At 68.0% G+C, this 22,770-nt stretch carries 20 protein-coding genes; 17 read left to right on the top strand and 3 right to left on the bottom strand.

Going from position 1 to position 22,770, the window contains the following annotated elements; translation table 11 throughout:
- Nucleotides 1-53 precede the first annotated feature (53 nt).
- Entirely contained in the window at nt 54-422 is a 369-nt protein-coding gene (locus G3I56_RS37150) for an STAS domain-containing protein (protein WP_164416944.1), read from the bottom strand.
- A gap of 171 nt (nt 423-593) precedes the next feature.
- Between G3I56_RS37150 and G3I56_RS37145 the strand changes: the two genes are divergently transcribed.
- Nucleotides 594-1,073 carry an ATP-binding protein gene (locus tag G3I56_RS37145; RefSeq protein WP_164416942.1) on the top strand — a complete coding sequence of 160 codons (480 nt, stop codon included), beginning with the start codon at nt 594-596 and terminating at the stop codon, nt 1,071-1,073.
- A 762-nt stretch (nt 1,074-1,835) separates the two neighbouring features.
- Nucleotides 1,836-2,006, top strand: coding sequence for a hypothetical protein (locus tag G3I56_RS37140; protein ID WP_044472719.1), 171 nt, complete (start codon nt 1,836-1,838; stop codon nt 2,004-2,006).
- Between the two features lie 712 nt (nt 2,007-2,718).
- Here G3I56_RS37140 and G3I56_RS37135 read toward each other — a convergent pair.
- Nucleotides 2,719-3,570: an RNA polymerase sigma factor SigF gene (locus G3I56_RS37135; protein WP_164416940.1), complete on the bottom strand. Its 852-nt coding sequence runs from the start codon at nt 3,568-3,570 to the stop codon at nt 2,719-2,721.
- Between the two features lie 395 nt (nt 3,571-3,965).
- Between G3I56_RS37135 and G3I56_RS37130 the strand changes: the two genes are divergently transcribed.
- The 8 genes from G3I56_RS37130 to G3I56_RS37095 all read left to right on the top strand — a co-directional run bounded on the left by G3I56_RS37130 (nt 3,966) and on the right by G3I56_RS37095 (nt 14,451).
- A complete protein-coding gene (locus tag G3I56_RS37130; protein ID WP_343240167.1) occupies nt 3,966-4,268 on the top strand; it encodes an STAS domain-containing protein in 303 nt (100 codons plus the stop codon).
- Nucleotides 4,265-5,194: an anti-sigma factor RsbA family regulatory protein gene (locus G3I56_RS37125; RefSeq protein ID WP_203691567.1), complete on the top strand. Its 930-nt coding sequence runs from the start codon at nt 4,265-4,267 to the stop codon at nt 5,192-5,194. Before G3I56_RS37130 ends, G3I56_RS37125 begins: the two co-directional genes overlap by 4 nt.
- Nucleotides 5,195-6,948: 1,754 nt before the next feature.
- Entirely contained in the window at nt 6,949-8,199 is a 1,251-nt protein-coding gene (locus G3I56_RS37120; protein WP_343240166.1) for a glycosyltransferase family 2 protein, read from the top strand.
- The gene (locus G3I56_RS37115) at nt 8,196-10,148 is read left to right on the top strand and encodes a right-handed parallel beta-helix repeat-containing protein (protein ID WP_203691565.1); all 1,953 of its coding nucleotides are present in this window, start codon (nt 8,196-8,198) and stop codon (nt 10,146-10,148) included. Before G3I56_RS37120 ends, G3I56_RS37115 begins: the two co-directional genes overlap by 4 nt.
- A 59-nt stretch (nt 10,149-10,207) precedes the next feature.
- Nucleotides 10,208-11,407 (top strand): right-handed parallel beta-helix repeat-containing protein, encoded by a 1,200-nt coding sequence (locus G3I56_RS37110; RefSeq protein WP_164416934.1) that lies wholly within the window; start codon nt 10,208-10,210, stop codon nt 11,405-11,407.
- 83 nt (nt 11,408-11,490) lie between these two features.
- Complete coding sequence (locus G3I56_RS37105) at nt 11,491-12,837, top strand: UDP-glucose/GDP-mannose dehydrogenase family protein (protein WP_164416932.1); 1,347 nt, start codon at nt 11,491-11,493, stop codon at nt 12,835-12,837.
- Between the two features lie 632 nt (nt 12,838-13,469).
- Nucleotides 13,470-14,075, top strand: coding sequence for a TetR/AcrR family transcriptional regulator (locus tag G3I56_RS37100; RefSeq protein ID WP_239135327.1), 606 nt, complete (start codon nt 13,470-13,472; stop codon nt 14,073-14,075).
- 10 nt (nt 14,076-14,085) lie between these two features.
- Nucleotides 14,086-14,451, top strand: coding sequence for a VOC family protein (locus tag G3I56_RS37095; protein ID WP_164416927.1), 366 nt, complete (start codon nt 14,086-14,088; stop codon nt 14,449-14,451).
- Between the two features lie 19 nt (nt 14,452-14,470).
- Here G3I56_RS37095 and G3I56_RS37090 read toward each other — a convergent pair whose 3' ends face one another.
- The gene (locus tag G3I56_RS37090; RefSeq protein ID WP_164416925.1) at nt 14,471-15,739 is read right to left on the bottom strand and encodes an IS701 family transposase; all 1,269 of its coding nucleotides are present in this window, start codon (nt 15,737-15,739) and stop codon (nt 14,471-14,473) included.
- Between the two features lie 389 nt (nt 15,740-16,128).
- On the opposite strand from G3I56_RS37090, the gene G3I56_RS37085 reads away from it, so the two are divergent.
- The 7 genes from G3I56_RS37085 (at nt 16,129) to G3I56_RS37055 (ending at nt 22,656) form a co-directional block, all read left to right on the top strand.
- Nucleotides 16,129-16,548, top strand: a complete 420-nt coding sequence (locus tag G3I56_RS37085; RefSeq protein WP_164416923.1) for a hypothetical protein — start codon at nt 16,129-16,131, stop codon at nt 16,546-16,548.
- Between the two features lie 441 nt (nt 16,549-16,989).
- Complete coding sequence (locus G3I56_RS37080) at nt 16,990-17,787, top strand: alpha/beta fold hydrolase (RefSeq protein ID WP_164416921.1); 798 nt, start codon at nt 16,990-16,992, stop codon at nt 17,785-17,787.
- Between the two features lie 199 nt (nt 17,788-17,986).
- A complete protein-coding gene (locus tag G3I56_RS37075) occupies nt 17,987-18,883 on the top strand; it encodes an alpha/beta hydrolase (protein WP_239135326.1) in 897 nt (298 codons plus the stop codon).
- Nucleotides 18,884-19,054: 171 nt separating this feature from the next.
- Entirely contained in the window at nt 19,055-20,089 is a 1,035-nt protein-coding gene (locus tag G3I56_RS37070; RefSeq protein WP_239135325.1) for an MBL fold metallo-hydrolase, read from the top strand.
- Between the two features lie 96 nt (nt 20,090-20,185).
- Nucleotides 20,186-21,208, top strand: a complete 1,023-nt coding sequence (locus tag G3I56_RS37065; protein WP_239135324.1) for an alpha/beta hydrolase — start codon at nt 20,186-20,188, stop codon at nt 21,206-21,208.
- 34 nt (nt 21,209-21,242) lie between these two features.
- Complete coding sequence (locus tag G3I56_RS37060) at nt 21,243-22,028, top strand: oxidoreductase (protein WP_164416918.1); 786 nt, start codon at nt 21,243-21,245, stop codon at nt 22,026-22,028.
- Nucleotides 22,029-22,236: 208 nt separating this feature from the next.
- Nucleotides 22,237-22,656, top strand: a complete 420-nt coding sequence (locus G3I56_RS37055) for a hypothetical protein (protein ID WP_164416916.1) — start codon at nt 22,237-22,239, stop codon at nt 22,654-22,656.
- The last annotated feature ends 114 nt before the right edge of the window (nt 22,657-22,770 follow it).

Raw genomic sequence — 22,770 nt, 5'->3', positions numbered from 1 at the left:
GGCCCGCCGACGTTCGCGTCAACAGACCGCCACGGACCGGCCCGGGTAAGGGTTCAGGTGTCCAGAGCCTGCTCGACGGTGGGGTGACAGGGGATGACGGTGCCGAGGCCGACCAGTTGCAGGACGTGCAGGACGGGATCCTGGGCGCCGGCAATACGCAGCCACCCTTGCGCATCACTCGTCTGCCGGTGGGCGGCGACGAAGACGTTGATGCCGCTGGAGTCCATGAAGGTCACACCGCTGAGGTCCACCACGATCCGCTCCGGCGCCACCGAGCCGTCCTGGGACAGCAGGGCCTCGCTGAAGACGTCCTTGACGTCGTGGTCGATCTCGCCCCGCACGGTCACGACACGGACGCCGTCGACCACTTTGCGCTCGACGGAGAGCCGGTCAGGCCGGTGGGCCTTCTGGTTGTCAGCCACCGTCTCCTCACAACTGTGCTAGGGCTTGCCCGGGCGGGGCGCATGTACGCGGAGATTCTGCCCCACCGTCATAGTGGGGATGCACCCGGTGCCGGACGGCATTCCTCATGGCATGGATGATGTTGTCGCGGGTACTGGCGGCGTGCGTGAACGGGGGAGTGAGGGCGACACGTGGGATCTCATGCCGACGGTGAGGGCTCTACCGGGCCGAATGACGAGCCCGTGATGCGCGCCGGTTACGCCCTGGACGGAGAGGACGGCTGCATCGCCGACGCCCGCCGTCACGCCATCGCCTTCCTCGACCGGGCCTGCACCGACCATCACTTGCCGGTGTCCGATCGTGCGAGGGATTTCACCCAGCTGGTGGTCAGCGAGCTTGTCACCAACGCCCTCAAGTACGCTCCCGGCCCCGTCCTGATGGAGCTGCGCATCGGCGCCCATGCCGTGGATGTCGTCGTGTGGGACAGCGACCCCGCCGTGCCCGCCGCCCGGGCCACCGATCCCGCGAGGATCGGCCAGCATGGCCTGGAGATCGTCAAGGCCGTCACCGAGGACCTGCTCATCGAGCGGGAACCGGTCGGCAAACGCATCACGGCCCGCATCGCCCTCTCCGACATACCCGGTCAACGGCACCGCCCGGCACTGAGCTGAAGAGCCCTGCGCGCAGCGGTTTGTTGGAGCAGCCCTGACGATGCATGGCACGGCGCCGCGACCCGCCCAGAAGCATGACGCCATCCCGTTCACGGTCCGCTTCGATCCGAGCGGGTCCTTGGAGAGTGACCAGCGGATCCCGGAGGGCGCGCGGACCTCGGAGCTGACCATCGCGCCTCTGCGTATCCGCCAGGAGATGGGCGCAGGGGGCGGAGACGAGAGGAATCCCGGAGTGGCTCCGATGGTGCGCCGTCATCGTGGGACGCCCGCCGTCGTCCCGCTGGACAGGTTGCGCGGCGGACTCCTCGAATGCGCTTCGGCCTCCGGTGAGTTGTTCGCGCCCGCATGCGCACCGTGATCCTCACCGCAGAGACGAGGAGGCGGCGTCGGACCTCCCCAGGCATCGCGCCGCCTACTCGTCAACGTGGGGCGTCTACCCGCTAAAGCTCGTCCAATGCCGGCAGGTGCACGACCTTTCGGTGACCGTATCCGCGCCCTCGGCCGGCTCCCGCAGGTGCTCGGGCACTTGCTCACCCGCGGGCGTGGCGACCAGCGTCTCGGCAATGACCCGCAGCTTGAGGCTGGTGGGCTGGGACGGCCACAGCAGAATCCGCCGGGCTTCCCCGGGTGCGTAACGGAACGCGCACGGCAGCACGGAGCGGGCAGTCCACCGGATGCCCCGAGCGGCAGATAAGAAACAGATAAATTCCTGCGTGTACAGAGATCAGGTCCGGGCACACGGCGGGACGGAGGTTGATAACTATGGTTCCCCTGATACTGGTTCTGCTGCTCGCCCTGATCCTCTTCGGCGCCGGGTTCGCCCTGAAGGCCCTGTGGTGGATCGCCGTGATCGTCCTGGTGATCTGGCTGGTCGGATTCCTCGCCCGCTCCACCGGAGCGGGCGGGAAGCGTGGCCGCTGGTATCGCTGGTAGAACGCGTCGACAGGACGCCAGATGTGGGTGGGGGTGCACTGATCGCCGGTGCGCCCCCACCAGCATGTCCGGGAATGTGTCACGCTCTGTACATACGGCTGGTTGTCTCGAGAGGTCTCTACGCGGGTACGCGTCCGGTCAGGTCCGGAGCCGATGCCTGTGCCGGCAAGGGAACCCCAGCACTTCCAGCAGGAACCGGCCTCGGACCGCAGCGTGGGCAGGTTCAGTGAGGGGCTGCGGCGATGGGGAGTTCGGCGGTTCCGCTCACACTTGACCCGCTGTGTGCGGCCCGGCCACAGGGGGCGGCGTCGCGTATTCCCTCGGTGTCCGCGCGGCTGCCCCGCTGAAAGAACTGCTGGCGGCCGACGGGCAAGCCGTGGTCACGCCGAGCCTGGGCGGATGCGATGGCGGCAACGGCGGGTGGCACCGCCATGGTCTCGTGGCCGACCCTGAACTTCCGGCCTCGCCAAGTGCGCAGCCTGGTGCTGGTCGTCTGCGCCTCGGCTTCGACCGCTTCCGCACCTCCCGGGCGTGCCGCACCGGCCTGCCGCGGGCCGCTACTACGCAGGCGCGTACACCGCCGCGCACTCGGCGGACGTGAGAAGGGGCGCCCGGCCAGGCCGGCATGGGGAGGATCGGAACCGGGCCAGCACCTGGCCCGTTCCTGCGTGCGCCTGTAGTGGTGGGAGCGGAGCGGCAGTTGCCGTCGGGCTCAGTTAGTGGTGAGCATGCCCTCGCGCAGGCGGGCCAGGGTTCGTGAGAGCAGGCGGGAGACATGCATCTGGGAGCAGCCGAGGTGTTCGCCGATCTGGGCCTGGGTGAGCTCTTCGACGAACCGCATGTGGATGATCTGCCGGTCGCGTTCGTCGAGTTCGGCGAGGAGCGGTGCCAGGGCGTGGAAGTCCTCGATCAGTTCCATGGCGGCGTCTTCGGTGCCGATGAAGTCTGCCAGCGCCGCTTCCCCGGTCTCGTCGCTGTTGATGGCGGCATCGAGGGAGGAGGAGTTGTAGCCGTTGGCGGCCAGGCGCGCTTCGATGACCTCGTCCTGTGACAGGTTCATCAGCTCGGCCAGTTCCCCGACCGTCGGGGTGCGGCCCAGTCGGCTGCGGAGTTCTTCGGTGGCGCGGGCGAGTTCGACGCGGGCTTCCTGCAGGCGCCGGGGGACGTGCACGGCCCACGAGGTGTCGCGGAAGAACCGCTTGATCTCTCCGACGATGTAGGGGACGGCGAAGGAAGTGAACTCCACCTCACGCGAAAGTTCGAACCGGTCGATCGCCTTGATCAGTCCGATCATGCCGACCTGAACGACGTCCTCCATCTCGCCGGAGCCCCGGTTGCGGAACCGGCCGGCCGCGTAGCGGACGAGGGTCATGTTCATCTCGATCAGCGTGTTGCGCGCGTACTGATACTCGGGAGTGCCCTCTTCCAGGATGGCCAGCTGTTCGAAGAACAGCTTCGACAGCGACCGCGCGTCCTTGGGCGCCACCTTCAGCGGATCGGCGATCTCCGGTAGCTGAGCGGTAGCGTGGTCGATCCTCGTCGGGACGCTCGTGGTCGCCGTCATCGGTGCTTCCCTCCCTTGCCGGTCGGCCCTGGCCCGTCGCCAGCCGATGCGGGGCCGCCTACCCCACCGCACCGCTTTCATACGCACAGATTCCGGTTTGTGGGGGGATCCTCAGGCGGGTGCCGGGTTGAGTCTCGTGCAATGCCGTGATCCGAGTGCTTGGGCACGCAGGCGGGGTGCCCTCCCGGACATAGGAGAGCCAGATGCCTTCCCTTCTGGTCTCCGGCACCCGGGGTCCGGGCAGGCTATACGATGATGCGTCTGTGGCCCGCCGTTCTCTAAGTACGGTAAGGGCAGAGATCGGGGAGCGCCGTTCTGCGGCACCTGAGGCAGGGGAGAGAACGGTGGATGCCTCCCACGGCGTGGACAGAGGGGCGCCGGTGCTTGGTGGCCCGGTGCTGGAGATCCGCCCGTTGTCCGGCCGCCCCGGTATTCGTGCCGCCGGAGAGATCAACGTGATCACCCGTTCCTCCTGGCAACAGGCCCTGGAGGAACTGGCGAACGCCCACACGGACGTCTCCTTCGTGGAACTGTCCGGCCTGATGTTCATCGATGTGGGCGGCGCGGCGGCGCTGGCGGTCACCGCGCAGCGGCTGGATGTCGGCCGCATTGTCGTGGACCGTCCGCCGCCGGAGCTGGAGCGCATCCTGGACATGTTCTGGCCTGGTATATCGATGATTGAGGTGGCGGGGCGATGAGTACGGCCACCAGCAGTGAACCCTTCGTGCACCCTGCGCTGTTCTACCGGGGCAAGGAGCAGTACACGGCGGGCACGGTGCCGTTCCTCGTGGAAGGTCTGGCCGCCGGAGAGGCCATCGCGGTCGCAGTTCCCGGCCCCAACCTCGAGCTGATCAAGGCCGGGATGGGAGCGAGCGCCGCCGAGGTCACGTTCCTCGACATGACCGAGGCGGGCCGCAATCCGGGGCGGATCATCCCCGGTGTGCTGCGTGCCTTCGCCGACGCTCACCCGGTTGGCCGGGTGAGGATCATCGGGGAACCGATCTGGGCCGGTCGTTCAGCCGAGGAGTACCCGGCGTGCGTCCAGCACGAGGCTCTCATCAACGCGGCCTTCCACGGCCGTGACGTGACGATCCTGTGCCCGTACGACGCTGACGGCCTGGAGCCGGAGGTGCTCGCCGACGCCTACGCCACCCATCCCGTCGTCATCGACAACGGCGTCGAACTCACCAGCGACGCCTACGATCCCGAGCTGGTTGTCGCCCGCTACAACCAGCCACTCCCGTACCCGCCCGGAGCGGGATACCTGGCGTTCGACGCGGATGCACTTCCGCAGGCCCGCTCTTTCGCGGTCCAGGAAGCCGGCCAACTGGGCCTTGCCGGCGGCCGGCTACAGGATCTGATGCTGGCGGTGGCGGAGCTGACCACCAACAGCGTGGTGCACGGCGGTGGATCGGGGACGCTGCGGATCTGGGCGGAGAGTGAGCAGATCGCCTGCGAGGTCCACGACCGCGGCCTGCTGACCGACCCGCTGGCCGGCCGTCGGCCACCAGCGCGCGACCAGTTGGGCGGCCGAGGCTTGATGCTCGTCCACTACATCGCCGACCTCGTACGCATCCACACCACCCAGGACGGCACGACCATCCGCTTCTACCTCAACCGCTGACCACCCCCCGCCTAATCGGTCCGCCTTTCATGGCGGACCGGCCCTTGCCGGAGCAGTTCATGCGGGAGCCGAGACGCTGCCTGCCACTGACCGGGAGTAGGGCACGCGGCTGGAGTAGATGGCTTGCACGGGACGGGGCCGGGTCGACGTGGGTGAGTCGGGGCAGGGGGAGGTGTTGGTGGGGCGGTGGCGTACTGACGCAGGCGGGTCATGCCGGCGTCGAGGCCTTGGGTGCGTGATTCGACCAGGGTCGAAGACTGACACCGCGCCACGCAGGCCCGCACCGCGGTCGGCATCCTGTACGACATCACCAAGCCGTCCGACGGTGAGGACGGCATCTCGGTACCGCCCCGCTGACCAGCGTGGACACCGGGGCGGCCGAAGAGACAGGGCGGACGGCCACGAGGGCCACGTCCGTGGCGCCTGTGGCCATATGGCGCTCCCGCCGTACTCGCTGCCTTCCAGGTCGGCGATGTCACGGACGCGGGTCTCATCAAGCGGAAGCAGCACCGCGCCATCCCCCTTGCGAGGGGGGGGATGGCGCCTTGATCGAGGGCCATGTCGAGACGAACGGCCTGTATGGGAATCGGACTCCAGCAGTGAGCCCGGAGGCCGCTGATGCGGGTCATGAGGTCCCGGGTCCCGGAGGAAAGGCGGGGATCTCTTGCAGTCGCGTTTCCGGTGAACTCCGTTGCCACTACACAGAAGATCGACAACCTGTGTGTCAGGCGATTGTGCCGACGCCGATGCCGATGCCGATGAACAGCCACCCTGTCGTCAGTTCCCAGCGGTGACGGAACTTCGGTCGGCCGAGGAGCGCCCGTAGTCGCGTGGCGACGGCGACCAGGGCGAGCCAGCGGCTTGAGTTCGGCGCGGGGGGTGTAGAGAGTGGCGGTGCATCCGACGGGGCCGGAGCCGATGACGATGACCTCGCATATGCCGGTATCAGTCACGAAGGTCACGTCTCCTGCTTCGCGGTTGTCGTCGGTGTGCGGGCAGAGCTCGCTGAGCTGGGCGTCGTGCACGCGGCGATCCGATCTGACAGGGCTCTTCGCTCGGCTCAGGAAGCCCGTTGGAAGTCGCGGCCCGTGGTGGCGCGGATGCGTGCGGAAGGCCGGGGCAGCGCGCGGCATTCTCCCGTGGGGATCGACCACGGCGACCGCGCGGCCACCCTCGGCTTCCGAACGCCCGCTGCCCTGGGGCGAATTGCATGCCCTACCGAATCGGTGCCGTGGCCGCTCTTCCCGCTCGGCGCGGCCGTCGGTTCCGGGTTTCGGTTCCTGGCCTTCCCAGGATCCATGCGCGGGATGGCGGTTTGGTGAGCTGTATGTGACATGCGTTCACCAGCTCAGGTTCAGAGAATGTGATGCGCATCACATTGAATTTGCTTCCGCGAAGACTGTGGAGGGCTTGGCTGTGGGAAGTGGCGGAGGGGGGCGACGTTCACCCGGGTGAGTGTAAGTTCCGTACCACAGAGCATATTTGACGATGAGTCAGATCGCTGGGCGGTGGCTTGATGCGCGCGATGCGGCGGCGGTCTGTTCGCTGAAGGGTGCTCATCTTGTGAACGTCGCGTGGGTGTGGCAGGTGAACTTTGTGTTTCCCGTGTGCCGAGAGGGATCGTTTCGGCCCTAGATTTCACCGTGTTGGACCGCGAACATCGCGCATTTCGCCCACGTGTTGGGCAACGCTCCGGCTGGGGGTCTGGGTTCGTGTCGAGCTTCTTCGACGATTTCTGGTCATGGATAGTCACGGTGACCGCCGAGACGTCATGGCGCGAGGTGATGCCGCTGGGCATCGCCGGCATATTCGTATGGGCGCTGTGGCTTTATCGGGCCGTGCTCTCCCGGTTCGCCAAGCCCGTGGTGAACAACTACCGGACCACGGTGTCGGTGGTGGTTCCGGCGTACCGCGAGGACGCGGACATCCTGGTGGACTGCCTGGACACCTGGCTGGCGCAGAACCCCACCGAGGTCATCATCGTGCCCGACGTGGAGGACAAGGAGGTCCTGCACAGGCTGGCGCAGGTGCAGGATCCCCGGGTTCGGGTGCTGGCGTTCGAGCACCGCGGCAAGCGGTCGGCGCTGGGTGTGGGCATCCGCGCCGCGACGAGCGAACTCGTGGTGCTGGTGGACTCGGACACCCGCTGGGAGCCGGGCCTGCTGGCCGCAGTCCAGATGCCGTTCGTCGACCCCACGGTCGGCGGCGTCGGCACCCAGCAGAACGTGTACCAGCGCCGGACCAGCATCTGGCGGCGCATCGCCGACTGGCTGGTCAACCTTCGCTACTACGACTACGTCCCGGCCATGGGTCGCGCCGGCGCCGTGGCCTGCCTGTCCGGTCGTACGGCGGGCTATCGGCGGGCCGCGATCGAGCCCGTGCTGGAGAACCTGGAGAACGAGTTCTTCCTGGGCCGGCGTTGTGTCGCCGGCGACGACGGACGGCTGACCTGGCTGGTGCTGGCATCCGGTTACAAGACCGTGCACCAGTCCTCCGCGCAGGCGATGTCGATGTTCCCTTCCTCGTTCCGCGCCTTCGTCAAGCAGCGGGTGCGCTGGAGCCGGAACTCCTACCGCTGCTATCTGACCGCTCTGTACAAGGGCTGGCTCTGGCGTGTCCCCCTGGTCACCAAGATCACCGTGCTGCAGATCCTGCTGACGCCGGTGACGATGGGCATGGCGCTCGGGTATCTGGTCTTCAGCCGCCTGGAACTGACCGGCCGGGGCGTGGTCCTCGTGTTGATCTGGCTGCTCGTGGGACGCGGCATCCGTGGATACTCCCATCTGCGCAGACATCCGCAGGAGGTGTTGTTGCTGCCGGTGCTGGCCCTCGTCGTCATCATGATCTCGTTGCCGATCAAGCTGTTCGCCTTCGTCACCATGAACAAGCAGGGCTGGCTTACCCGCACCAGCAACAGCATCGGCGGAGAGGGACAGAACTCGGCGTCCCTCGGCGGCGTGACGCGGACCGCCACGGCCGCGTGGCCGGAGGTGCAGCAGTCATGACGCGTCATCACCTTTCGTCCGGCGGTTCCGTGCTGCGGATGCTTCGGGGCGGCGCGACAGTGCTGTCCCTCGCCGCCGGTCTGCTCTTCGCCTCGGCGGCCGGCGCCCCGGCTGCCGACGGAGACGACAAGCCACAGGTCAACGTCGCGGACGCGGAGAACGAGGCCGCGCTCGTGGCCGCGGAGGACCACCGCCTGGACCAGGTCCGCGCGGTGGCCGCCGTCGCCCCCCTGAAGGGCGGCCAGTGGAAGGCGCCGTACCGGCTGGACACCGGCAGCGGCTACACCCTGGTCCTGACCCAGCGCCGCAACACCTACACCGTCTCGGACCTGCTGCAACTGGCCCCGCAGACGTTCGTTCGCGAGCGGGACGGTTCCTACCTGCTGACCGAGAACATCTATCTCAACGCCGGCGCCAAGCTGAAGCTTTCCAACCCCGGTGGGCTGACCTTGCGGATGGCCAGCAGCAACAAGGGTTTCGTGAGCATTGTGTCCTTCGGCGGCCGGCTCACCCTGGAGGGCACCCCGCAGGCGCCCATGCGGATCGTCAGCTGGGACGGCAGGAAGAACAAGCCGGATACGGACGTGAGGGACGGCCGGGCCTACATCCGTGCCATCGGCGGCCAGTTCTCCATGACGTACGCCAAGGTCAGTGACCTCGGGTTCTGGAGCGGTCGCACCGGCGGCCTGAGCCTCACCGGAACCGACCGCCCCGACACCGGCAACGTCAAGGACTCGCCGGTGTCCTCGGACTCGGACTCGGACGCGGGCAGCGGTGGCGTGGTGGCCCAGCCCTCCGGATCGCTGACCACGCCGGACACCCGGTTCTCGGTGCCCAGCCTCTCGTACGTCTCGGCGGAGATCGGGCACGCCACCCTCACGGGCAACGCATACGGCCTGTTCATCTCCGGTGCCAACGGGGTCAGCCTCAACAGCAGCACGGTGCAGGGGAGTCTGGAACACGGCGTGGTTCTGCACCGGTTCGTCACCAACGCGGTCGTCGAGCGGACCGTCTCCAAGGACAACGGCGGCGACGGGTTCGTGCTGGCCCGTGCCACCGAGCAGGTCCGGATCAGTGGCTCCACGGCCACGGGCAACGGCGGCAACGGCTTCACGCTCAGTGGCCGGCCGCTTGCCAGCGGCCCCTCGGCTTCGGGTGAGTCCATCAGCAGTTACGGCTCCAACTCCGTGTCCGACAGCACGGCCAAGGACAACGGCCGCTACGGCATCGAGATCTTCGGTGGCATGGACGTCGGCGTGCAGAACAACCGTGTCGTGGGCGGCGACATGGGCATCGTGGCCCGGAAGGACGCCACCAAGGTAGCCATCACCGGAAACCACCTCAGCGGCCAGTCGAGACAGGGCATCTCGGTGCGTGACGGTGTGACCGCCGCGACGATCACCGGCAACATCGTCGAAAGCACCGACACCGGCATCTACGTACGTGACTCGGTCGGCGAGATACGTGGCAACACCGTCCAGGACGGCGCCAATCACGGGATCAGTCTCGTCGGGGCGGTCGACGAGTCCCTCGTCTCGTACAACGTCATCTCGGGTGTGGGCCCGAGCGCCGTGGACACCACCCGCGCCCACGGCAGCATCACCGTCAAGCAGAACCAGACGTTCGCCTGGCACGACACCAGTTCCTTCTGGGTCAAGTTCCGGCACTATGCCAGTCCCATGACGATGCTCTGGGCGGGCATGCTGCTGCTCATCCTGTTCTCGGCGGTGCTGGGCCGACGCCAGACCCGCAGTGGGCGCAGTCGTGCCGGACGAAGAATCCTGGGCGCCCACCCCTACGACGACAAGAGGTCGCTGGCCGGCGCCGTCAGAGAGGTCCCCGTCGGTCAGGCACCTCAGCTCGGCTGGTTCACGAAGGACGACGAGGAGGCCACCACCCTGCGCGCCCTGACTCCCCAGTCCGCCCCGGCAGGCAGCCCGCCCGGCTGACTTCTGGCCCTCGCACCCCCTTGCCGACTGCCCGACCGGACTGACCGGAGTAACCGCCCATGTCTTCCACCCAGATCATGCCGTCGACCCCGCCGCCCGCCCCTGGGGGCAGCAGCTTCCGGCAGCCGGCCGTCTGGTTGGCCGCGGGCGCGTTCCTGCTCGCCCTGACCGCGCTCATCGTGGCGATGGCGGGTGGCGGCGGGGCGGAACCGAAGGCGACGGCCGGGGCCACCACCGCCGAGCCCAGGGCCTCGACGACCGAGCCGCCCCCGACCGAAGCCGCCCCCTCAGCCCTGCCGACCCGGTCAGCCACCGGCAAGGCTCAGGCCTCGCAGGCCACCAGCGGCTCGGTGCCCGACTCCGCGGTCACCTGCCCGGCCGCCTCCGTCAAGGTGAGTGACGCCGCCACGCTTGAACAGGCCCTCGCCCAGGCACAACCCGGCGACAGCATCTCCCTGGCCAACGGCACCTACGCGGGCAACTTCACCACCAAACTCTCCGGAACCGCTGAGAAGCCGATCTTCCTGTGCGGTGGTTCCGGAGCGGTCATCGACGGCGGCGACACAGAGGACGGCTACGCCTTCCACCTGAACGGCGTCAGCTACTGGCGGTTGGTCGGCTTCACCGTCCGCAACGCGCAGAAGGGCGTGATGGCGGACGGCGTGGTGGGCACCGTCATCCAGGGCCTCACCGTCGAACAGATCGGTGACGAGGCCGTACACCTGCGCAACTTCAGCTCGGACAACATGGTCCGGGACAACACCATCCGCACCACCGGGCTGCGCCGCGAGAAGTACGGCGAAGGCATCTACATCGGCACGGCCGAATCCAACTGGTGCACCGTGACCGACTGCAAGAAGGACACGAGCGACCGCAACGTTGTGCTCGGCAACCACATCAGCGGCACCACCGCCGAGTCCATCGACATCAAGGAGGGCACCAGCGGCGGCAAGGTCATCGACAACACCTTCGACGGATCGAAGCTGAGCGGCTCCCACAACAACGACTCCTGGGTCGATGTGAAGGGCAACGGCTGGCTGATCCAGGGCAACACGGGGAGCCACTCCCCTGAGGACGGTTTCCAGACCCACCAGATCGTCAAGGGCTGGGGCACCGGCAACACCTTCAAGGGCAACACCGCGAACGTCGACGGACCCGGCTACGGCTTCCACCTCACGTCCGACGGAAACACAGTCACCTGCGACAACAAGGCGGACGGCGTGGCCGAGGGTCTCGCCAACGTCGACTGCACCTCCTGACAACACGCTTTCCCTCGCTTCCGCAGGCCACCACCGGCTTGTGCGGTGGGCCGACATGCCCGGACACACCACAGGAGACCACCGTGACCACTTCGGACGCCACACACAGAAGCGCGCCCCGCCTGACCGTCATAGGCACCGGCTACCTCGGCGCGACCCATGCCATCTGCATGGCCGTCCTGGGCTTCGACGTCCTGGGCGTGGACGTCGACCCGGTCAAGATCGAGCGGCTGAACTCGGGCGAGGTGCCGTTCTTCGAGCCCGGCCTCCCCGAACTGCTCGCGAAGGCCCTCGACACCGGCCGGCTGCGGTTCTCCACGAGCTTTGCCGAGGCCGGGGAATTCGGTGACATCCACTTCGTCTGCGTGGGCACGCCCCAGCAGCGGGACTCGTACGCGGCGGACCTGAGCCATGTCGACAGCGCGGTGGGAGAACTCGCCCAGCACCTGCGCAGACGCACGCTGGTCGTCGGCAAGTCCACCGTCCCGGTGGGTACCGCCGCCCGGCTGACGGAGATCGTCCAGCGGACGGCACCCGCCGGAGCGGACGTCGAACTCGCCTGGAACCCGGAGTTCCTGCGTGAGGGCTACGCCGTCGACGACACCCTGCGGCCCGACCGGCTGGTCTTCGGCATCGCATCGGAGTGGGCCGAGGAGCAGTTGCGCGCCGCCTTCGCCCCGGTGATCGCCCAGGGCACCCCGGTGGTTGTCACCGACCTGCCCACCGCCGAACTGGTCAAGGTCGCCGCCAACTCCTTCCTCGCCACCAAGATCTCCTACATCAACGCCATGGCGGAGGTCTGCGAGGCGACCGGAGCCGACGTCACCGGTCTCGCACAGGCGCTGGCCTACGACGACAGGATCGGCGGCCGGTTCCTCAAGCCCGGCCTCGGCTTCGGCGGCGGCTGCCTGCCCAAGGACATCAGGGCCTTCAGCCACCGCGCCGAGGAACTGGGCGTCGGCCAGGCCGTTTCCTTCCTGCGCGAGGTCGACGCCATCAACCAGCGGCGCCGGGCACGCACGGTGGACCTGGTCCGCGAACTGGCAGGCGGAGAACTGGCCGGCGTCCGGGTGACCGCGTTGGGTGCGGCGTTCAAGCCCAACTCCGACGACATACGTGACGCTCCGGCCCTGGATGTGGCCAGAACCCTGCACCAATCCGGTGCACAGGTGACCGTCATCGATCCGGCGGCCATCGAGAACGCCCGGCGCGCGTACCCGGAGCTGCACTACGGCACGGACGTTCTTTCCGCAGCCGCCGGGGCCGATGTGGTGGTGCTGCTCACCGAGTGGGCCGAGTTCCGGGAGATCGACCCGCATGCCATGGGCGCGGTCGTGGCCCAGCGCCGGATCGTCGACGGTCGGCACGCCCTCGACCCCGCACAGTGGCGCGCCGCAGGGTGGGAGTACCGCGCATTGGGCCGGCCCTGATCGCACCCCCGGTACGCGTTGTGCGCCCGCCAAGCCCAGCGCGGCCAACGCCTGCCTGGCCCGTCGGCGTCCCCCTTCGTGTGCGCCTGCGCGCTGACGCCGGCGCAGCAGGCACGGACGACTGTTCAGGAGGCACTGCGCTTCTCGGCCCACTGCAGGGCCCGGAAGTTGTCGGCGGGGTGGTAGGTCACGCGCTGGTGGCCGGTTGCCCCACCCCGACTGCCGCACTTGGTTGCCGCCACGTGCGGACTGTGCGCCGGGCATCGGGCCATCTGGTGTGAAGGCTGCTGCGGGTTCGGTGGCTGTCGGCTCTGCGAGTGCACCGAGAAACAGCCCGTGTCCTGTGTGTGTCGGCGGCGACGCTGAGCCCATCCGCTGGTGCTGAATCCGCCCCGCCGACACGGCCCTCGTCACGACGTGAGGCCCGGCTTGAAAAGACAAGCCGGGCCTCACGAGCAGGGTCACTCCTGGCTCTTAGTACTCCAGCTGTAGATCGTGATCTTCAGACGTCGGGCAGGGCGGCCGGGGCGGGCAGCTCACCCTCCCGTTCGGCGACTCCTTGACCGGAGTGAGTGCTCACTCCGATACTTGTGGCCATGACGACGACACCAAGTCGGCGAAGAGCGCCGGCAATGGACCCCGACAGCCGCCGGGAAATGATCGTTCGTGCTGCGCTTCCCCTCGTGATCGAGCACGGCAGCGCGGTAACGACGCGCCAGATCGCTCGGGCCGCAGGCATCGGGGAGGGCACGATCTTCCGCGTCTTCGCGGACAAGGAGGAGCTCCTGGACGCATGCGTGACGGAGGCTCTCAGCCCGGCCCATGCCCTCGATGAACTCGCTTTGGTGTCCATGGAGCAGCCGCTCGTTGCCCGGCTGACCGAGGCTGCCTCTGCGCTGCATGCCCACTTGGACCGGGTCGGCGCGGTGGTTGGTGCGCTTCATGCGACGGGAGGGCGGGGACGAAGTGGCCGTCCCAGCAGCTCAGAGGCGCCGCCTGATCGTGCGGCCGGTTCCCTGCCCGTGCGAGAGGCACTGGCCGAACTCTTCGAACCTGAGCGGGAGTCGCTGCGGTTGCCTCCCGAGCAGGCAGCACTGATCTTCCTGGGTCTGCTGTTCGTCGGGAATGGCAGGCCGCCGGTAGGAGGCGAGTCAGCGGATTCGTCGACACAGCTGGGAGTGCACGACCTCATCGACGTCTTCCTGCACGGCGTCCTGTCCCAGCCGGTCGAGAACTGAGAGGCAGAGCATGTCCATCACGCTGAACCACACCATCGTCCCAGCCGTCGACAACGAGGCGGCAGCACGCTTCTTCGCCTCCGTCATGGGGCTGGACTATCGAGGTGCAGATCGGCATTTCGCGCCGGTGCAGGTCAACGATTCTCTGACGCTGGACTTCATGTCCGTCGAGAATCCGGTCGGCCATCACCTGGCCTTCGACGTGGATCCGTCGTCCTTCGACGCGATCCTCGACCGGCTCCGAACCGCCGGGGTGTCCTATGGCAACGATCCCAGCGAGCCCGACAACGGTCGGATCGACCACCCGTTGTGTCCTCGTGGCCTGTACTTCACCGATGACGCGGGGAACCTCTACGAAGTCATGTCCCCCAGGTAGCAGCCATCCGGCACTGCAATCACACAGTGGCCGACAACGGTGCCGGCCGTACTCGGCCACCGGTCTCCTGCCGACGGTAATGGCCGGCGCGGGCTCGGGCTTGATGGCGGCGCCGCCAGTCGGACCAGTCGAGTCGGTGGGCCGCATCGTGGACGGGACGGACGATGAGTGCGATGAACAGGCGCTGGATCTCGTTGCAGGACAGCGGCAACAGCCCATCGGGCGCGGGCCGGCGGGCGTGTTCCTCGGCGCGGACGCTGGCGAGGAAGGCGTGGGCGAGCATCGCAAGGGTGGCCCAGCGGGCCCAGGAGGGATAACGGCGGACCTGGTGTTCATCGAGCCCGGCCAGCCCTTTCCCGCTCTGGAAGGTCTCCTCCACCCGCCATCTGGATCCGGCGACCCGCACCAACTCGGCCAAAGGCACCGGTTCGGGTGAGAAACAGCGGTAGTAGGCATGTTGGCCGGTGGTGCGGTTGCGGCGGATCAGCATCTGGTGACGGCCCGGGCCTGGTTCGGCGAGGTCGATGAGGGCCCAGTCGTAGAAGCGGTGCCCCTTGGCACCCGCCGCGGCGGACAGCTTCTGCCAGGCTCGCTTGGGCAGCCGTTTGGCCAGGCTGTCTGCCCGGATGCGGCCTGCGCCGGTGGCAACTTCGGCCGAGCAGGCGATGGCCAGTACGTAGCTCATGCCGCGTGCTTCCAGCGATGTCCGCAGCGTCGGGTTGCCGCCGTAGACCTCGTCCCCGGCGATCCAGGCGGCATGATGCCCCGCGTCCAGGAACCGTTCGATCATGCGCCGTGCAAGGTCCGGCTTGGTCGCGAACACGGCCGGTTCGGGGATGCCGGCGGCCCGACAGCGGTCCGGATCGTTCGTCCATGAGCGCGGGATGTACAACTCCCGGTCGACTGCAGCGTGTCCGCACCGGCTCGCGTAGACGAGGTAGACCGCGACCTGGGAATTCTCAATCCTCTCGGCGGTGCCGGTGTACTGACGTTGGACACCGGCGGTGTGGACGCCCTTCTTCACGTCCCCGGTCTCGTCGACGACCAGCACCGCGTCCTCGTTATGCAGATGTTCCACGACGTAGTCGCGGACATCGTCACGTACCGCGTCGGCATCCCAGGAGGCCCGACACAACAAGTGTTGCATCCCGTGCGGGGTCTTCTCCCCGGCCCACTCGGCGATCGTCCAGCAGTTCTTGCGCGGCAGCTCCGCCAGCAGCCCCAGGACCAACCGCCCAGCCCTGCGTCGAGTTTCAACCCTCGCGAAGCGACCCGCTATGCGTCCCATCAGGCCCTCGAAAGCCTCCCGCCATCGAGCCGGATCTATGCTGTGACCTGCGGCCACCGTCTCATCGTCAGTCCACACAACTCACGATGATCGGCGGTGGCCGCGCCTATCCCCGCACAGGCTCCCACCAGCGAAATCACGATCTACAGCTGGAGTATTAGGCAGGGAAAAGACGCTCACCCGTGCAACCGCCCCCCCACAGTGCGGCCAAGGGCCCGCTCCCCGCTTCACATACAGCCTCTCCCGGAAGCGGTCACGTACAGAAACTGGGGCCGCATCTGAACCTGGAGACCCAGGTCAACGGAAAGACGGTTACCAGCGGCCCGCTCAAGGATCCGCACACTGGCATCGATCCATCCACGATTCGGCCCGGCGACTACTGGCCGTAAATGGCAATCGGAGGCGTCATAGTGAAGGTCTTGCGCGGTGACTCGACCGGGGAGTTGGAGCTCTCCGGAACTCGCTCCGAACTACTCGCCCTGGGACGGGAGTTGCGGAGTGGGCAGGGAGAGATCTCCTTCGAGAAGGTCTCTGATCCGTTCCCCTACAGCAGGTCGTTGTCGTGGATGACATTTCAACTGGTCAGCGGGAAGATCCTGATCTCGTCGTCCGGAGACAGTGAATCTCTCGATATCAGAGGTGGACCGGAGGCTTTGGCTCTCCTCGCCGACAACATCGAAGGCTTCGCTTCGGATGCGGATGGGGACGACCACCTTCATGTGGACTACTTTCCGGAACACGACTATCTGGCCGAGGGGTCGGGATCGGTGGTTGTCGCCATCGATGGAGATGCATCCATGTCGTCGTGAAACGAGCGTCCGTTCACGGTGGCGTAGACGATGAGGTTCACCGGGTGACCTCGGGCGTCGAGGTCGCCGTCGTAGGGTGCGGTCGTGGGTCGGGCCGTAGGCCTTGACGGGCACGGGATGGAAAGTGAGAAGCCCCGCCGGAAGCGGCGGGGCTTCTGCGTGGGATGACGGCAAGGTGGGCGACCGGACGCCGGGGCGGCGTGGCCGGTGGTGGGATCACCGTGAGTTGGTCCATTGCGATTGTCCAGAGGTTCCCCCATCCTCGCTCGGGGCGCAGCCGCACGGCGGACCCGGCGACGACTACGCGTTCGCGTGGGGCGGCGACCGGGCGGCCGCACCTACCGTGAGCTGCGGCGGGGCGCCCGGTTCACACGGCCTCCGCTGAGGGACACGGAGGTTTCCGATGACCCGGAACACTGCGCTACCCGAGAGGGATCCCACATGAGCACCTCGACTTCCGTGCTGTTCATCCACGGCCTGTGGCTCCACGCCACGTCCTGGGCACCGTGGATCGAGCTCTTCAGCGACCGCGGATACGACGCCGCGGCGCCGGGCTGGCCCGGCGATCCGGACACCGTCCAGGAGGCCCGGGCGAATCCCGAGCGCCTCGCCGACCATGGCATCGACGACGTCGTCGAGCACTACGCGGCGATCATCCGCGGCCTCGACACCAAGCCGATCCTGGTCGGGCATTCCTTCGGCGGAATGATCGCGCAGAAGCTGCTCGGCCAGGATCTGGCCGCCGCCGCGGTGGCGATCGACGCCGCGCAGATCAAGGGCGTACTGCCCTTGCCGCTGTCGGCGCTGCGGGCCACGTTGCCGGTGTTCAAGAACCCCGCCAACAGGCACCGGGCGATCTCGCTGACCAGTGAACAGTTCCGCTACGCGTTCGGCAACGCCGTCTCCGAAGAGGAGTCGCAACAGCTCTACGAGCGGTGGACCGTCCCGGCGCCCGGCAAGCCTCTCTTCGAGGCCGCCGCCGCCAACTTCAACCCCCACTCGCCGGCGAAGGTCGACACCGGCAACACCTCGCGCGGCCCGCTGCTGCTGATCTCGGGCGGCCAGGACCACACCGTGCCGGAGGCCGTCACACGGGCGACCCTCAAGCAGTACCGGCATTCCGAGGCGATCACCGAGATCCTCCGGTTCCCGGACCGGGCGCACTCGCTGACCATCGACAGCGGCTGGCGCGACGTCGCCGACACCGTCCTGGCCTGGCTCGACAAACAGTCCCTCTGACACCACACCACACCGGCGACAGACCGGGGCACGGCTGGGGGAACAGCATCACGCCGTTCCCCACCGTCGGCCCCGAGACCGCCCTGCCGACCTCCTCGCCCGACAGACCGGCAGACCGGCAGGGCAGCAGGACGACAGGGCAGCACCGATGCCCTTCCCTCGCGCACATCTCACCCCTTTCGCCCCGAGGAGATTCTCCATGTCCGAATTCCCGACCTCCGCGATACCCGAGAGCCCTGCGACCACGTCCACGGGCATGGGCACGGGGCGCAAGCGCGGGCGCAGGACCCCCGTAGCCCTGGCGGCCCTTGCCCTGCTGATCGTGACCGGTTCGCAGGCCGCCACCGCCGCGTCGACGTCGGCCGAGGACCGTCACGCGGTGAAGCCGACCGTGGTCCTGGTGCACGGCGCGTTCGCCGACTCGTCGAGCTGGAACAAGGTCGTCGCAAAGCTCCAGCGCGCCGGGTATCCGGTGATCGCCCCGGCGAATCCGCTGCGCGACCTGACCGGCGACTCCGCCTACATCTCCAGCGTCGTGTCCACCATCCCGGGGCCGGTCGTCCTGGTCGGACACTCCTACGGCGGCGAGGTCATCTCGAACGCCGCGGTCGGTCACCCAAACGTCAAGGCAATGGTCTTCGTCGCCGGATTCGCGCCGGAGCAGGGCGAGTCGGGCCTCGACCTGACCGGCAAGTACCCGGGCAGTCTGCTGCCCACGAGTCTGCTCACCCGCGAGTTCCCCTTGCCCGGTGGCGGCACCGGCACGGACGCCTACATCGATGCCCGCAAGTTCCGTACGGCCTTCGCCGCAGATCTGCCCGCCCGGGAAACCGAGTTGATGGCCGCTACCCAGCGTCCCGCGAGCCTGGCCGCCCTGGGCGAACCCAGTGGCCCGCCCGCCTGGAAGACCCTGCCCTCGTGGTACCTGGTCGCCGGCGCCGACCAGGCCATCCCGGCCGCCGCCCAGCGCTTCATGGCGACCCGAGCGAAGTCCCACACCGTCGAGGTCAAGAGCTCCTCGCACGTGGTCATGCTCTCGCACCCGGACGCCACCACCGACCTGATCGTCGCCGCGGCCCGCTCCACCGGCAACTGAGCACTCCACGGCCTCGGAAACCTCGGAAACCTCGGAAACCTCGGGTTCCTCGCTCCGAAAGGCAATTCCATGACAGTCGAATCCGGTGAATCCGCCGAATCAGCTGAATCCGATCAATCTGGTGGATTCACGGACGCGGTCGCGCGCGACCGACGTATGTTCCTCAAACGGATGGCGGTCGCGGCAGCGTTGCCCAGCGCCGGCGCCGTTCTCGGTACGGCGTTACCCGGCATCGCGGTGGCGGCCGAGCCCGACGGCCTTCCCGACTACGCGGCGATCCCCGCGGCGTCGGTCGGCCCCAAGCCGAACGAGGACGGCTACTTCGTCGGCCGGATCAAGGGCAACCTGTACTGGGTCACCGACTCCTTCTACCAGGCCATGTTCCTGACCACGCGTGACGGCGTAGTCCTCGTCGACGCACCGCCAACGATCGGGCACAACCTGCTGCGGGCCATCGAAGAGGTCACCAGGGCGAACGGACGGCCGGGCAAAGTGACCCACCTGGTCTACTCCCACTCCCACGCCGACCACATCGGGGCCTCCTCCATCTTCGGCAGGAACGTGGTGCGCATCGGCCACACCGAGACGCGGCGCCTGCTGCGCATCGCCGCCGACCCGAACCGCCCCGCGCCCTCGGAGACCTTCGACGACCGCTACGTCCTGCGGGTGGGCGGCGAGGTGCTCGAACTCGCCCACCACGGCCCGAACCACTCGCCCGACAACATCTTCGTCTACGCACCGCGCCAGGCCACCCTCATGGTCGTGGACGTGCTCTACCCGGGCTGGGTCCCGTTCAAGGGCCTCGCGGTCTCCCAGGACATTCCCGCCTGGATCAAGGCGCACGACGTGGCCATGGAGTACCCGTGGCGGACCCTCGTCGGCGGGCACCTCGGCCGCCTCGGGGTCCGTGCGGACGGCGATCTCCAGCAGCGGTACGTCGCCGACCTCGAAGCCGGCACCCGTGCGGCGATGGCCGCGGTAGACCCGGCGCCCTTCTTCCAGAAGTACGGACCCTCGGGCAACTCCTGGGCCGTCTTCAAGACGTATCTCGACGCGGTGGCACAGCGGGCGGCGGCCCCTGTCGTGGCCAAGTACACCGGCGTACTCGCCGCCGTGGACGTCTTCACCCCTGACAACGCCTTCGCGATGCTCGAATCGCTGCGCATCGACGCCGGGGAGCTCGGTCCCTTCAGCACCCGCCCGTAACCCCACGCCCACGACGACTCCCGCCGCGAAACGCTTGTCGTCAGGCGGCGCTCGTCGTCGGGCGGGAGTCCGTCCCCGCGCAGAGAAGGAAGCCCCATGAGGAAAGCCCTGCTGTCCATGCTGGCGTCCACAACGGCCGTCGCCGCCGCCGTAGCCCTCACCGTGTTCGTCGTCGACACCCCGGCCCCCGCAGCACCGGTCGTCAACGCGGCCAACACGGCGAAGACAGTGAAGAACCACACCGCGCCCCCCGGCGAGCGCATCCCCGCCGGTTTCACCGAACGCAGACTCAAGGTCGGTGACGTCGACATCAACTTCGTCGAGGGCGGCCGGGGGAAAACCCTCGTGCTGCTGCACGGCTACCCCCAGACCTGGTACGAGTGGCGCGCCCAACTGCCCGAGCTGGCCAAGCACTACCGCGTCATCGCGCCGGACCTGCGCGGCGCCGGCAAGAGCGATGCCCCCGCCACCGGCTACGACAAGAAGACCCTCGCCGCCGACATCCACGGCCTCCTGACCCAACTGGGCAGGGACAAGGACGTACGGATGGTCGGTCACGACATCGGCACGATGGTCGCCTACGCCTACGCGGCGGCGCACCCCCGCGACGTCAGGAAGCTCGTCCTGAGCGAAGCGCCCATCCCCGACAAGAGCCTCTACAAGTTCCCGTCCCTGACCGCCCAGGGGCCGGGTTTCTGGAACTTCGGCTTCTTCTCCGTGGAGAACGGCCTGCCGGAACAGGCCGTCGACGGCCGTGAAACCCAGTGGGTCGCGGGCTTCACCGACCTGCTGGAGTACAACAAGGCCGGTGTCACCCAGGAGGACGCCGTCCTCTACGGCCACTACCTCAAGGACGACGCCCACCTGCGCGCGAGCTTCGAGTGGTTCCGCACCCTCGACCAGGACGTGGCCGACAACAGGATCAACGGCCGTACGAAGCTCACCATGCCGGTCCTGGCCCTCGGAGCCCGGTACAGCCTCGGTGAGGCCGTCCCCGACCAGGTGCGCAAGTACGCCACCCACGTCACCGGAAAGGTGATCCAGAACTCTGGCCACTGGATCTGGGAAGAGCGGTCGGACGAACTCACCGACACCCTTCTCGCCTTCCTCACCGCGTGACCCCGGGCCGCGCGCGCCGACAAAGGAGAGCACCATGGATCTGCATCTGACCGACAAGGTCGCCGTCGTCACCGGCGCGAGCAAGGGCATCGGACTGGCCGTCACGCAGGCGTTGGTGGCCGAGGGTGTGTATGTGGCGGCCGGTGCCCGTCACATCAGCCCCGAACTGTCCGAACTGGCCGCCGGTGGCCGGGTCCGCGCGGTCGAGGTCGACCTGACCACGCCTTCCGGCCCGGCCGAACTCATCCGGGCCGCAGCCGGCTTCGGCGGCCTGGACATCCTGGTCAACAACGTGGGCGCGGTCCGCCCGCGTACGGGCGGATTCCTGTCCGTCACCGACGACGACTGGACCACCACCCTGACGATCAACTTCCTCACGGCAGTCCGCGTCACCCGAGAGGCACTTCCCTACCTCCTCGACCGCGGCGCCGGCACCATCGTGACCGTCACCTCGGTGAACGCCTCGCTGCCCGACCCGCTGGTCATCGACTACAGCGCCGCCAAGGCCGCCCTGGCCAGTTTCTCCAAGTCACTGTCCAAAGAGGTCGGCCCGCGCGGCATCCGCGTCAACACGGTGAGCCCGGGACCGGTCGCCACGGAGCTGTGGCTCGGTCCGGACGGAGTCGCGGCGACACTCGCCCACGCGGGGGAGACAGCACAGGACGCTGTGGTGAAGCAGGCCGCCGGGGACTCGGTGACAGGGCGGTTCACACTGCCGGGGGAGGTGGCCGACCTGGTTCTCCTCCTCGCCGGCGACCGGGCGGGGAACGTGACCGGGGCCGATTTCATCATCGACGGGGGTATGACCAGAAGTCTGTGAGCGGCCCGCCCGCCGCCCGGGAAACACAACTGCCACGCCCAGTACGCGTCTCACTCGATACGGTGAGGCGCGGTGCGCGCCTGCATCCGGCAGCTCGCGTGATGGGGGAGACGTGGTTCGAGGAAGCGGCCGGCCTACGCCAGGACGGGAGGGCGGCGGTTCGTACCCGCCCGTTCCCCTCTTACCGGCGGAGAACGAGGCACCCGAGGTGCGGTTCGCCGTACTCGGTACGGTACGGGCCTGGCGGGCCGGCACCGAACTGCACACCGGCCCCCCGCAGCAACAGGCCCTGCTCGCCGTGCTGTTGGCGAGCGCCGGCCTGCCCATGCCGCTGCACGAGATGGTGAGCCTCCTATGGGGCGGCAGCGCGCCTCCCACCGCCGCGAACGTCATCCGGCGCCATATCGGTTCGGTGCGCCGGATGATCGAGCCGGGCCTGCCCCGTATGGCGCCCGGACAGTGGCTGCTGGGTGACGGCGGCGGGTACCGCATCGACGTCGACGCCCGTTCACTGGACCTCCTGCACTTCCGTGAGCTGTACGCGCAGGCACGTGGAGCGCGCGACACGGGACACCCCGAACGGGCTGTCGACAGATACGCCGAGGCCCTCCAGCTGCTTGAGTTCTAGTGGTCGTTGCAACACCCCAGTTCAAGGGGTGCGATGGACTTCGAGATCCGCAAGAACAAGAAGCCGGGGGCCGGCAAGCTGACCCGCGAGCGGGCCGCATACTTCCAGCTCATG

The sequence above is a fragment of the Streptomyces sp. SID12488 genome, from assembly GCF_010548275.1.
In the GTDB taxonomy this organism is placed as follows: domain Bacteria; phylum Actinomycetota; class Actinomycetes; order Streptomycetales; family Streptomycetaceae; genus Streptomyces.
The sequence above is the reverse complement of the archived record's forward strand: the minus strand, read 5'-3'. Positions and strand labels throughout refer to the sequence as shown.

Bases quoted from the DNA above. Each gene is read 5' to 3' on its own strand.
- G3I56_RS37100 (WP_239135327.1), top strand. From the start codon at position 13,470: ATGGACCCCGACAGCCGCCGGGAAATGATCGTTCGTGCTGCGCTTCCC.
- G3I56_RS37085 (WP_164416923.1), top strand. From the start codon at position 16,129: ATGGCAATCGGAGGCGTCATAGTGAAGGTCTTGCGCGGTGACTCGACC.
- G3I56_RS37070 (WP_239135325.1), top strand. From the start codon at position 19,055: ATGGCGGTCGCGGCAGCGTTGCCCAGCGCCGGCGCCGTTCTCGGTACG.
- G3I56_RS37115 (WP_203691565.1), top strand. From the start codon at position 8,196: ATGACGCGTCATCACCTTTCGTCCGGCGGTTCCGTGCTGCGGATGCTT.
- G3I56_RS37075 (WP_239135326.1), top strand. From the start codon at position 17,987: ATGTCCGAATTCCCGACCTCCGCGATACCCGAGAGCCCTGCGACCACG.
- G3I56_RS37060 (WP_164416918.1), top strand. From the start codon at position 21,243: ATGGATCTGCATCTGACCGACAAGGTCGCCGTCGTCACCGGCGCGAGC.
- G3I56_RS37095 (WP_164416927.1), top strand. From the start codon at position 14,086: ATGTCCATCACGCTGAACCACACCATCGTCCCAGCCGTCGACAACGAG.
- G3I56_RS37065 (WP_239135324.1), top strand. From the start codon at position 20,186: ATGAGGAAAGCCCTGCTGTCCATGCTGGCGTCCACAACGGCCGTCGCC.
- G3I56_RS37125 (WP_203691567.1), top strand. From the start codon at position 4,265: ATGAGTACGGCCACCAGCAGTGAACCCTTCGTGCACCCTGCGCTGTTC.
- G3I56_RS37080 (WP_164416921.1), top strand. From the start codon at position 16,990: ATGAGCACCTCGACTTCCGTGCTGTTCATCCACGGCCTGTGGCTCCAC.
- G3I56_RS37135 (WP_164416940.1), bottom strand. From the start codon at position 3,570: ATGACGGCGACCACGAGCGTCCCGACGAGGATCGACCACGCTACCGCT.
- G3I56_RS37140 (WP_044472719.1), top strand. From the start codon at position 1,836: ATGGTTCCCCTGATACTGGTTCTGCTGCTCGCCCTGATCCTCTTCGGC.
- G3I56_RS37110 (WP_164416934.1), top strand. From the start codon at position 10,208: ATGTCTTCCACCCAGATCATGCCGTCGACCCCGCCGCCCGCCCCTGGG.
- G3I56_RS37090 (WP_164416925.1), bottom strand. From the start codon at position 15,739: ATGGGACGCATAGCGGGTCGCTTCGCGAGGGTTGAAACTCGACGCAGG.